The sequence below is a fragment of the Roseofilum sp. Guam genome (assembly GCF_017746735.1).
GTDB classification, from domain to species: Bacteria; Cyanobacteriota; Cyanobacteriia; order Cyanobacteriales; family Desertifilaceae; genus Roseofilum; species Roseofilum reptotaenium.
The window spans coordinates 1-9745 of record NZ_JAGHZN010000091.1; the positions used below are offsets into that span (position 1 = coordinate 1).

The following is a 9745-nucleotide window of genomic DNA, read 5'->3' on the forward strand; positions in this document are numbered from 1 at the left end:
GACTGACAACTATTGCAAGTAAACCCGCCCTCCTCCACGATGTCTCTACTTGTAGCAACCATTTAAGGATTTGATATTACAAGCTATTCCTCGCATGTTCAGTCATAGATTGCGTGCGGAGGAGATCGCCGAATTACTGGATTTACCGCTAGAAACAGTTACCGAGACTCTTGCTGATTGAAAGCAGCAAGAGTAAACGAGAAGCAACCCTAGGGTGTGTTCAATAACACACTCTAAAAAATCCATTAACTTCTGAGGGTGACGCTAAATTTCTCGACTAGAGCATCGCGAACCTGTTGATGGATGGGTTCCACATCAGTATCGGCTAAAGTCCGATCGCCAGCTCGATACACCAGACGAAAGGCTAAAGATCGCTGTCCTTCGGGTACATTGTCGCCTTGATACCGATCGAACAGTTCCACAGATTCCAATAATGAAGAACCTTTCGGTTGTCCTTTTGCTGCTGCTTTCACCATCGCTTTCTCAATTTCTGCCACAGAAATTTGGCGATCGGCAAAGAAGGCTAAATCGCGATCGCTTCCCGGATAAGTGGAATAGCCTTTATAAACCGGTTGCAGCTTTTCATCCTGCTCCAGCGTCGCCAGAATTACCTCTAAATCCAGTTCAAAAGCATACACTTCATCCGGTATTTCCAACTCCTGACACAACTGGGGATGAAGCTGTCCAAACGTTCCTAACCGTTCCCCTTGTAGCCATAGGGAAGCGGTGCGCCCTGGATGAAATCGCTTATCTTGTTGATTTGGCTGATACTCGACTTGGGTTGGGGTAATGCCTGAACCGGGTAAAACACCTCCGGGTGTAGATAATCCAACCCGCTCAAACACTGCTTCTAGCAGTCCTTTGGCTTCATACCAGCTTAGGGTTGCCGGTTTTCCTCCCCGAATCCAGTTGCCCATACTAGAAGCACTGATGATACCGGCAACAGAATCTGCTTCCATGAGTCCATCTTCTTCATTCCAGAAGATGCGGCCAATTTCAAACCCATTCAGGGGGCCATTACCTTGTTCTAAATTGTACTGAAAGGCCAGAATCAGACTCGATAATAACTCAGTGCGTAGGGTGGAGTATTCCGTAAACAAGGGATTGGCGATCGCCACCTGAGTTGAATCAGCCGAAAGTAAACTGTCCTGACGCAGATGACTCAACCCATAGGAATAATGCATCACTTCCGTTAAGCCAACTCCTCGCAGAGCTTCCCGTAACTGCCGTACAATCGACTCATCCGCCGGTAGATATCCCGGTTCGGATTGGGCGGGTAGGGTTTCGCAGAAATTATCATAACCGTACAAGCGAGCAATCTCTTCAATCAGATCGATTTCCCGCTCTAAATCTCGGTAGCGATAGGGAGGAATAGTCACTATCCAAGTGGGGGCGCTCCCTTCGACTCCGCTCAGGGAGCGTCCTGAATTTTGTTGTTCCAGAGTACAGCCCAAAGCGCTTAAAATCCGTTCGACATCTTCCGGTAGAAGTTCCCCTTCCTGGGGTTCTTCTTTCGTCTCTTCAGGATTCGCTAAGGGAGAACCTAATACTTGTTTGACGCGATCGAAACGCAGAGAAATTTGCCGTCCTCCAGTTTGGCGCTCTCCTCGAAAATCAGCTATCTCGCCAGCTACCACCTCACCAGAAGCCAACTCTTGCAACAATTGAATAGCCCTAGCCGCAGCTACGTCTAACTCTGCTGGGTTTACTCCGCGCTCGTATCGCGCTGAAGCTTCCGTTCGCAGTCCTTGGGAGCGAGCGGAACGGCGAGTGACAATGGGGGTAAATAGGGCAGCTTCGAGTAAAATTCGTGTAGTTTCGTCATGGACTTCTGTGGCTTCTCCCCCCATTACCCCGGCTAAGGCTACCGGTTGGTCATTGGCGGTAATGACCAAGGTATCGGACTGACCGCTCTTAGCAGAACAGAGATCGCGAGATTGTCCATCTAGGGTAACTAAAGTTTCTCCAGCTTGGGCAAAGCGGACTCCAATGGTCGGGGATTGGGTGTCAATGACGGTTAAGAGGCGATCGTAATCGAATGCATGGAGGGGTTGACCCCATTCGAGCAACACATAATTGGTGATATCCACCACATTATTAATCGGACGTACTCCGGAAGCCACTAAGCGCTGTTGCAGCCAAGCCGGAGAAGGCATCAGTTGCAGTCCTTCAATCACTGTACCGATATAAACTGGACAAGGATAGCGATCGCTTCCCCTTCCTTGACTGTTCTGCTCATCAAGCTTGACAACTACCTTCCCATTCTGCCCTGGGGGAGAAAATGGTTCCAGATTCGGCAGTTTTAGAGTCGCCCCGGTTAAAGCCGCCACTTCCCGAGCAATACCCACTAAACTTAGGGCATCTGCTCGGTTTGCCGTCGAAGTCAGATCCAAAATCACATCATCTAAACCCAGCAGAGGACGGACATCAGAACCCAGAGTTAAGTCCTCTTGGGTAAAAATATGAATCCCTTCCGATTCTTTTTCCAGTCCCAATTCCGACAGAGAGCAAATCATGCCGTAAGATTTGACTCCCCGCAGTTTAGCCGGTTTAATTTTTAAGTCGATTTTGCTCAGATAGGTTCCTACCACCGCCACCGGTACGCGAATACCCTGGCGAGCATTGGAGGCTCCACAGACAATATTGAGGGGTTCCTCAGCGCCAACGTTGACTTGGCAAACTTGAAGCTTATTGGCATTGGGGTGGGGCGCAGCTTCCACAATTTCGCCAATAACGACTCCGTCAGCCCAAGTGCAGCGGTCTTCAATGTCTTCTACTTCAAAGCCTGCCATAGTTAAAGTATGAGCGAGTTCATCGGCAGACAGGGTGATATCGACGAGTTCTTGCAGCCAGTTCAGTGAGATACGCATGGATGGGGGTTTGTTCTCTAATAGTCTCTCTCAATCCTTTATTTATTTTGCGCTTCTAGAGGCCCCTTTGCCAAGATGGGCACGTATGATATTGCAGCCAGCAATAAGGATCGGAGCATCTCCAGCTAGAATTATTTGCAACTCGATTGGGTATTCCAACCAGGATTATCTGAAAACTTCGCATACACCCAACGGTCTGTCGAGTTAGACTAGAATAGAGAAGTTGTCTGAAGATTATTAGTTCATCATCGATTGTAAAAAAGGAATGTTAAATGGAAACCATTTCACAAAATCAATACGCCAATCTAATTAATGAATTAGTCGATCGAGCGATTGAAAACGATCGGCCGATTTTATTACAAGGTTCAGCCGGTAATGCCATTGTGATTAGTGAAACAGAGTGGAATGCGATTCAAGAAACTCTGTATTTACAATCTATACCTGGAATGTCTCAATCCATTAAAGAAGGCGGACAAACTCCTGTGGAAGATTGTGTTGATGAATCAATAATTAGGGACATTTTAAATGGATGAAATAGAAGAATGGGCGATTATATTTACTAAGCAAGCAGAAAAAGATTCTCGAAAAATAGCATCTGCTGGGCTGGGAAAGCAAGTGACAAGAATTCTGGACGTAGTTAAAGAAAATCCTTATGCCACCTATCCTCCCTATGAAAAACTAAGCGGAGATTTACAGGGTTACTATTCTAGAAGAATTAATATTCAGCATCGTTTGGTTTATCAAATATTACTAGAAGAAAAAATCATAAAAGTTATCCGAATGTGGACACATTATGAATTGTGAACTGGAAAACTCGGCGGTAAAGTAATTGGTCTTTCCAAAATTGCCCGTATTTGTGAAATGTATGGCCGTCATCTGATTGCATCAAGAGCGAAGCAGATAAGATAGATATTGTCTAATGTTATATTAGCTGCCGAAAACACACATGCCTCAACAAGACCCCGACATGCGCCCGCCTTGGGAGGAGTTCCCAACGTAAATTCTGCAAGTATTACGTCACAGGATGGAAACGTTACCAATTTCACCTTGCCAATGGCCAGAGACGATCTTATCTTATTAAAGAGTCTCTGATTTTCCTGCTTTTGAGTCCTATCGGGATGAACTACGTCCTCTTGAGTCAAACTCTACAGCAGATAGTTTATCAACAATGGATCAAGATTTTAATCGCTATGACTGATGTTTACATTCTTTCGTCACAAGGTTCTCCTCTAGCGCTGTTTGAGCATCAAGAATCGGATATGTGGTATCTATTCGGGAAAATTGAGCCAATTCAATCAGGTAAGGTTGACATTAACAAAATTTTTGAAGTGACAAAGACTCTTGATTTCAAGATAGTGATGTCCGATTGGTCTCAAGGGTATCGATGTGAGTTGGAATCTGAAGACTCATCAATTCCATGTGTCCTTATGGAATGTAATTCACGACAGGTTAGCCTCAGAATGCTTTCAGCAGAAGAAACCATAGAATGGTCAAACTGCAACATTCGGCCACTATCTACAATCTACAGTTAACTCGATCGCGTTGGACTAGCTGCTGATTGATTTCATTTACCCCATCTCGAACAAGTGCCACTCTACGACCATCACCTCGATACCCCGACCTAGGACAGGGGAATGGGTTGATCCCTGACTTAATTTTTGTGGTATCATCCTAGATGTGAGAATGATTATCATTTTACTTTCAATCTATGACCCTTACATCCAGCGACATCACTCGATCGCCAATTGAGATTCCCAAGCGAGGGATGCCAATTACCATCATCACGGGGTTCTTAGGCAGTGGAAAAACCACCCTAGTCAATCAAATTCTCAGCAATCGTCAGGATTTGAAAGTCGCCGTACTGGTGAATGAATTTGGCGATATTGATATCGATAGCCAACTTCTGGTTTCTATCGATGAAGAGATGGTGCAACTGAGCAATGGCTGCATTTGCTGCACCATTAATGATGACTTGGTGCAGGCAGTTTACAACGTCTTAGAAAACAGCGATCGCATTGACTATATGGTGATTGAAACCACCGGTATCGCCGATCCCCTGCCTATTATGCTGACCTTTCTGGGTACTGAGTTACGAGATCTGACCCATCTTGACTCTGTAATTACTCTAGTGGATGCGTCTGAATTTACCCCAGAGCATTTTGATAGCCAAGCAGCCCTGAAACAAATTGCCTATGGAGACATTATCCTGCTCAATAAAACTGACTTAGTTGCCGTTGAAAAAGTCGAGGAACTCGAAGGTCACATTCAGGCGATGAAAGAAAAGGCTCGCATGATGCGCTGCCAAAATGGGCAAGTGCCTCTGCCGGTAATTTTGGATGTGGGATATAACAACAAAGAATCCTACGCCGATCTCGTCCAAGAAGAGATTGAAAAAACCCAGCTCGATCAGCACGATCCCCACCATCACGAGCATAGTCATGACCATCACGATCATGAACATCATCACCATCACTCCGATCATTTGGATAACGATGGATTTGTGTCGGTGTCTTATTGCAGCGATCGCCCCTTCTCCCTACGGAAGTTTGAAGAATTCCTTGATACTTTACCTCCTAGCATATTTCGGGCTAAGGGTCTGCTCTGGTTTACCCAAAGTCCCCACAAACACATCTTTCAGCTCTGCGGCAAACGCTGCACTCTCAATGCTGAAGACTGGGATAATGTACCCCCTAGTAACCAAATTGTGGTCATTGGGCGGCACATCAACAGCGAGCAAATTCGTAACAAACTAGCCCTGTGTGAAGCACCTTAGTTCCTGGTTAGTGAACTTTCTCCATCAATAGCAGAGAAAGAGTCGGTTGGGACTCCAGTTCAATACTCAAACCCAGCTTCCCTAGTGCAAAGCGCTATAGGAGGGCAACCTCCACACAACTCAATTCTCAACTGTCCTTACTCTCCTGTAATTCTATGACTGCCCAAATACCTGCTCATAACCTATCTGTCGATCAAACTATTGCTGCGATTTCTGCCCAACCTCAGCCACGGGTTTCCCAAGCCGAGATGGAACAAGCTGTGCGAACCTTGTTATTGGGATTGGGAGAAGACCCCGATCGCGAAGGCTTGCGGGATACTCCGAAACGAGTCGTCAAAGCACTCCAGTTTCTCACCTCTGGGTATCACCAATCTCTAGATGAATTGCTCAATGGCGCTGTATTTCACGAAGATACCGATGAAATGGTATTAGTCAGAGATATCGATCTCTTTAGCTCCTGCGAACATCACATTTTACCGATCCTAGGACGTGCCCACATCGCCTATATTCCCAACGGTAAAGTAATTGGTCTTTCCAAAATTGCCCGCATTTGTGAAATGTATGCCCGTCGCCTACAAGTTCAGGAACGGCTTACCCAACAAATTGCGAATGCTCTACAAGGTTTGCTCAAACCCCAAGGCGTGGCTGTCGTCGTGGAATCCACCCATATGTGCATGGTAATGCGGGGCGTACAAAAGCCAGGTTCTTGGACGGTAACCAGTTCTATGCAAGGAATCTTTGCAGAAGATGCCAAAGCCCGCCAAGAGTTTATGAGTTTGATTCGCCACAATCCCTCATTTCACTAAAATCTAAAACACCAACTTAGTGCGATCTCACCACAATAAAAGCCAATGCTTAGACATTGGCTTTTATCCCTCTTCTGTCACTTGCCAAGTTCAATCAATAGGAAATCTCTCAAGGGGTGACAAGGCAGCTCAAAGGCCGCTATCGCGACCTTTTTCGGTAGTATTTTTCTGAAAACATCAACTGAAAACTTGCGATACTCCTACAGAGTCGCTTCGCGAACGCTAAAAGATGTAAAGTGATCTGGTAGAGACCACCAAAAATTCAAATGTTCCCTGAATTATACGAGAAAATACTCAAATCCCATTTTAGTCTTAGATAGAAGCTAATAGAAAGAAATGTGATAATGTTAAGCCTAGTGTGGGGGAGTTATACCCTGCTAGTATATTGGGAACTGTTGAGTAAAAAAGGAAGCAGTAGTCTACCAGCAGAAGTGTTGAATGTTAGCTTAATCTCGAAAAAAAGAGGATAGAATGTGGCATTCTATCCTCAAAGATAGGAAAAAATAATCCAACTGGTAGTCTCATTAGTCAGGGTAATCCCACAGAGCTTCTCATCTGTTTTGGACAATCTCATGGTGGAAAATTCACCGATCATGTCCATGGGGAATAGAAACAATGTTCAAAAATCGTAAAACTGGAGGCTATAATCTGGAAGATACGAGAGTTCATGACCAACGGTTATTAGCCACAATTTTAGTAATAGTTATTACTATGTCTCAGTTTTAGCCATTGAGCTTCTATCTTAATTTTCGGAAAATGACAGAAAAGGAAGTATGCTCTGATTGTTGCTTATAATATAGATAACTGGCTGTAGCAAGAAATGGAGATTTTAGATAAATTACATGGCTTAAGTCTTGTCAAACTTACTCACTTAGAAGATTATATCCATCAATCATTAAATCAAGAAACTAGCAATCCATTAAAAGCATCGTAGATTACACTAAAAGATGAAAGAATGTCCCGTTTGTCAAGCACCTCTTAAACCCTGGCGATCGCCAAGTCTATTATACTGCGAACAGTGCGATATCTGGGTTTCTGATTTCAACGCTGATGTCACACAGCACTCAGAAACCATTATTGAAGAAAATCGCGCCCAAGGATTAAAACAACTGCGCCTCAGTAATTTTAATACAATTCTTGACCTTTTGAAAACCCATGGCCCCTTAGAAAATCAGCATCTTTGTGATGTTGGATGTGCCTATGGATGGTTCCTGGAAGCAGCCACACAGCGGGGAATGGAAGCGGTAGGAATTGAACCGGAAGAATCGGTTGCTTTACAGGGAATTGCCGAAGGACACACCATTAAAATTGGCTATTTTCCCGACTGCTTAGAAGACTCAGCACGCTATGATATCATGTCCTTTAATGATTCCCTTGAACATTTACCTAATTTACCTGCTATTTTCCAAGCTTGTTATCATCACCTCAACCCTGGCGGCAAACTGATCATTAACATCCCGAATAGTCAAGGGATCTTCTTCAAAATAGCTAAAAAACTAGCTCAAATCGGATATACTAACCCTTGGGATAGATTGTGGCAGAAACAATATCCATTTCCCCATCTGATTTATGTCAATCCCCAGAACTTAGAACACTATGTAACTCCCTATGGGTTTAAACTACTCCAGAGTCAAACTCTAGAAACTATTCAAATCAAGGGACTTTGGCAACGGTTACGTATGGATAAAAGCTCTGGGTGGCTGATGTCCACTATACTCTATGTAGCGTTGGTTATCATCTACCCTCTCATTCATAAATGCCCCTCTGATATCCTCCTCCAAATTTATCAAAAAGATTCTTAGATGTTTATTCAACTTGATCCGAATTTTTTAGCCCAAATTGCCACAGATAATGACCGTATTCCCACCCTCTACTATTCTAAAATAACTTTAGTCAGAGCCGTCTTCTGGATGCGGCTCAGATTAATATACTCACTCTTGCAAAATATTCATGTTAAACGAGAAACTTGTCTGGATTTTGGCGGGGGTGGAGGCATTTTCTTGCCGACATTAGCCGAAGCGTTTGATCGCGTCTTTTTCCTCGATCTCGAAGATCGGGAAGCCCATCAAGTCATCGATCGCTATAACTTGCCCAATATTGAGATTATCAAGCAAGATGTCAGTCAAGTCAACCTGCCGGCCCAATCCTTCGATGCCATTATTGCAGCAGATGTTCTCGAACACTTCCAAGACTTATCCCTGCCCACAAATCCGATAAAATCCTGGCTCAAACCCACGGGTGTTTTAATTACCTCTTTGCCCACCGAAAACTGGATTTATCAAGGATTACGAACCGTCTTTAATATTGAAAAGCCCCTCGATCATTATCATACCGGATACGAAGTCGAAGCCTATCTCGAATCTCAAGGATTTCGCCCCATTCGCCGTCAATTTGTGCCTCTCGTGTGGAATCTCTTTCCCCTATTTTTAATTACGGTTTGGCAATTGAGAAACTCTTGATTCTAAAATATAGATGTGTCTCGATTCCTCTTGCTGAGAAAGTTCTTGATCCGGTATACTAAAATAATTACTATCTTATCCAAGTTATTGCTGTGAGCCTCAAACCAACCCCGGCTACATCTATTCCTATATGCTCTAAAAAGACGTTCTATCCTGTCCCTTTTACTTCCCTTATGGAAGGACGAAGCAAAAGAAAATTGGGAGATTACTTCGAGATCGAAAATTTTGGAGTCAATTTAACAGAACTAGCACCGGGTGGAATGTCTGCTCTGCTCCATCATCAGACTAAACAAGATAAATTTATATACATCGTTTCGGGAACCCCCACTCTGTTAATTAATGAACAAGAATATCGACTCAATCCTGGAGACTGTATGGGGTTTAAAGCGGGAGATGGTGTTGCTCATCAACTAATTAATCGCACCAAGGAACTCGTCGTTTACTTAGAAATTGGCGATCGCACCCCAGGAGATGAAGTAAACTACCCAAATAACGATCTCAAAGGCACTCAATTAGAAGATGGAGCATGGTCTTTTACCCATAAAGATGGTCGTCCCTATTAACTATCAACCTTAATATCTGTATGATTCAATCGGTAGAACAAGTCTCCCATACTAGTCAAACTATTATCGAGTAAGAAATTCAACCAGATTTCAAAGAAGAGGCGAGAGTTGAGAACCAGGGTAAGAGCATCTCAATTACCCTTGACAAAAGGAACTGAGGATAGAGAACATATAATCATTATTCATAGCTGCCCATTTCTGCTTCTGTCGAAGACTGCGCTTGAGAGTCGTTTCTTGACGAAGAGCATTGAGTGCCCAACGTCTGAGAAGAGCA

The 9745-nt window shown here is 44.0% G+C and carries 8 protein-coding genes and 1 pseudogene; 7 read left to right on the top strand and 2 right to left on the bottom strand.

Translation table 11 applies throughout. The features are described 5' to 3' along the window. Positions 1 to 245: 245 nt before the first annotated feature. On the bottom strand, positions 246 to 2870 hold the full coding sequence (gene pheT, locus J7529_RS23625; RefSeq protein WP_318731014.1) for a phenylalanine--tRNA ligase subunit beta: 2625 nt from the start codon (positions 2868 to 2870) through the stop codon (positions 246 to 248). A gap of 272 nt (positions 2871 to 3142) precedes the next feature. Here pheT and J7529_RS23630 point away from each other — a divergent pair, with 272 nt between their 5' ends. The 7 genes from J7529_RS23630 (at position 3143) to J7529_RS23660 (ending at position 9471) form a co-directional block, all read left to right on the top strand. Further along, the gene (locus J7529_RS23630) at positions 3143 to 3403 is read left to right on the top strand and encodes a type II toxin-antitoxin system Phd/YefM family antitoxin (RefSeq protein WP_271939743.1); all 261 of its coding nucleotides are present in this window, start codon (positions 3143 to 3145) and stop codon (positions 3401 to 3403) included. Between the two features lies 1 nt (position 3404). Next, positions 3405 to 3674, top strand: a complete 270-nt coding sequence (locus J7529_RS23635; protein ID WP_390889991.1) for a Txe/YoeB family addiction module toxin — start codon at positions 3405 to 3407, stop codon at positions 3672 to 3674. 904 nt (positions 3675 to 4578) lie between these two features. Next, positions 4579 to 5643 carry a GTP-binding protein gene (locus J7529_RS23640; RefSeq protein WP_318731015.1) on the top strand — a complete coding sequence of 355 codons (1065 nt, stop codon included), beginning with the start codon at positions 4579 to 4581 and terminating at the stop codon, positions 5641 to 5643. A gap of 155 nt (positions 5644 to 5798) precedes the next feature. Beyond that, a complete protein-coding gene (gene folE / locus J7529_RS23645) occupies positions 5799 to 6449 on the top strand; it encodes a GTP cyclohydrolase I FolE (RefSeq protein ID WP_318731016.1) in 651 nt (216 codons plus the stop codon). A gap of 947 nt (positions 6450 to 7396) precedes the next feature. Further along, a complete protein-coding gene (locus J7529_RS23650; protein ID WP_318731017.1) occupies positions 7397 to 8251 on the top strand; it encodes a class I SAM-dependent methyltransferase in 855 nt (284 codons plus the stop codon). After that, positions 8252 to 8908: a class I SAM-dependent methyltransferase gene (locus tag J7529_RS23655; protein WP_271939968.1), complete on the top strand. Its 657-nt coding sequence runs from the start codon at positions 8252 to 8254 to the stop codon at positions 8906 to 8908. It abuts the gene before it with no gap. A 92-nt stretch (positions 8909 to 9000) separates the two neighbouring features. Beyond that, positions 9001 to 9471: a cupin domain-containing protein gene (locus J7529_RS23660; RefSeq protein ID WP_413038977.1), complete on the top strand. Its 471-nt coding sequence runs from the start codon at positions 9001 to 9003 to the stop codon at positions 9469 to 9471. A gap of 2 nt (positions 9472 to 9473) precedes the next feature. On the opposite strand, the pseudogene J7529_RS23665 reads toward J7529_RS23660, so the two are convergent. Beyond that, positions 9474 to 9587 (bottom strand): annotated as a pseudogene (locus tag J7529_RS23665) (IS4 family transposase); the annotation flags it as partial. Positions 9588 to 9745: the final 158 nt, after the last annotated feature.

What these genes read in the sequence shown, in the direction of transcription:
- pheT (WP_318731014.1), bottom strand. Translation starts at nt 2,870, where the DNA reads ATGCGTATCTCACTGAACTGGCTGCAAGAACTCGTCGATATCACCCTG.
- J7529_RS23630 (WP_271939743.1), top strand. Translation starts at nt 3,143, where the DNA reads ATGGAAACCATTTCACAAAATCAATACGCCAATCTAATTAATGAATTA.
- J7529_RS23640 (WP_318731015.1), top strand. Translation starts at nt 4,579, where the DNA reads ATGACCCTTACATCCAGCGACATCACTCGATCGCCAATTGAGATTCCC.
- folE (WP_318731016.1), top strand. Translation starts at nt 5,799, where the DNA reads ATGACTGCCCAAATACCTGCTCATAACCTATCTGTCGATCAAACTATT.
- J7529_RS23650 (WP_318731017.1), top strand. Translation starts at nt 7,397, where the DNA reads ATGAAAGAATGTCCCGTTTGTCAAGCACCTCTTAAACCCTGGCGATCG.
- J7529_RS23655 (WP_271939968.1), top strand. Translation starts at nt 8,252, where the DNA reads ATGTTTATTCAACTTGATCCGAATTTTTTAGCCCAAATTGCCACAGAT.